The sequence below is a fragment of the Protofrankia sp. Cas3 genome, assembly GCF_963555955.1.
In the GTDB taxonomy this organism is placed as follows: domain Bacteria; phylum Actinomycetota; class Actinomycetes; order Frankiales; family Frankiaceae; genus Protofrankia.
In genome coordinates, this window is sequence record NZ_CAUVXP010000094.1 from 22,712 (window position 1) to 23,707 (window position 996).

Annotated in this window: 1 protein-coding gene; it reads left to right on the plus strand. The window is 69.5% G+C overall.

Going from position 1 to position 996, the window contains the following annotated elements:
* Nucleotides 1-54: 54 nt before the first annotated feature.
* The coding region (locus U9983_RS17175; RefSeq protein WP_322755009.1) for a non-ribosomal peptide synthetase at nucleotides 55-996 on the plus strand (942 nt) is incomplete at its 3' end.

The following is a 996-nucleotide window of genomic DNA, read 5'->3' on the forward strand; positions in this document are numbered from 1 at the left end:
GGGGCAGCTCTGGTGGTGGTGGCCGCGGCCGAGTTGTTGCCGGGTGGGTCGTTGGTGGATGTGGTGGCGCGGTTCGGGGTGACGCATGCGACGTTGCCGCCGGCGGTGTTGGCGGTGTTGGAGCCGGGGGATTTGGCGTCGGTGTCGTCGTTGGTGTCGGCGGGTGAGGCGTTGACGGCGGAGGTGGTGGCGTGGTGGGCGCCGGGGCGGCGGTTCGTCAATGCGTACGGGCCGACGGAGACCACGGTGTGCGCGACCATGTCGCGGGCTTTGGTGCCGGGTGGGGTGGCGGATATCGGTGGTCCGATCGTGAATGCGCGGGTGTTCGTACTGGATGATCGTTTTGTTCCGGTTCCGGTTGGGGTGGTTGGTGAGTTGTATGTGGCGGGGCCGTTGTTGGCTCGTGGGTATGTGGGGCGGCCTGGTCTGACATCGCAGCGGTTTGTGGCGTGTCCGTTCGATGGTCCGGGGGAGCGGATGTATCGGACCGGGGATCGGGTGCGGTGGACCGCGGATGGTCGGCTGGTGTATTTGGGGCGTGCGGATGAGCAGGTGAAGCTGCGCGGTTTCCGGATCGAGCCGGGTGAGGTGCGGGCGGTGGTGACGTCGCACCCGGCGGTCGGGCAGGCGGTGGTCGTCGTGCGGGAGGACCTGCCGGGGGACCGGCGGCTGGTGGCCTACGTCGTGCCCGGTGACCCCGACGGCAACGTCGCCGACCTGCCCGCCCTGGTGGGGCGGTTCGTCTCGGCGCGTCTGCCGGAGTACATGGTTCCGTCGGCGGTGGTGGTGCTCGACGAGCTGCCGTTGAACGCCAACGGCAAACTGGACCGCACGGCGTTACCCGCCCCGGACTACGCCACCAAGTCCAGCGGCGGCCGCGGCCCCGCCGACCAGCGGGAAGAGCTTCTGTGTGCCGCGTTCGCCGACGTGCTCGGGCTGGAGAGCGTCGGTGTGGACGACGACTTCTTCGAGCTAGGCGGTCACTCGCTGCTGGCG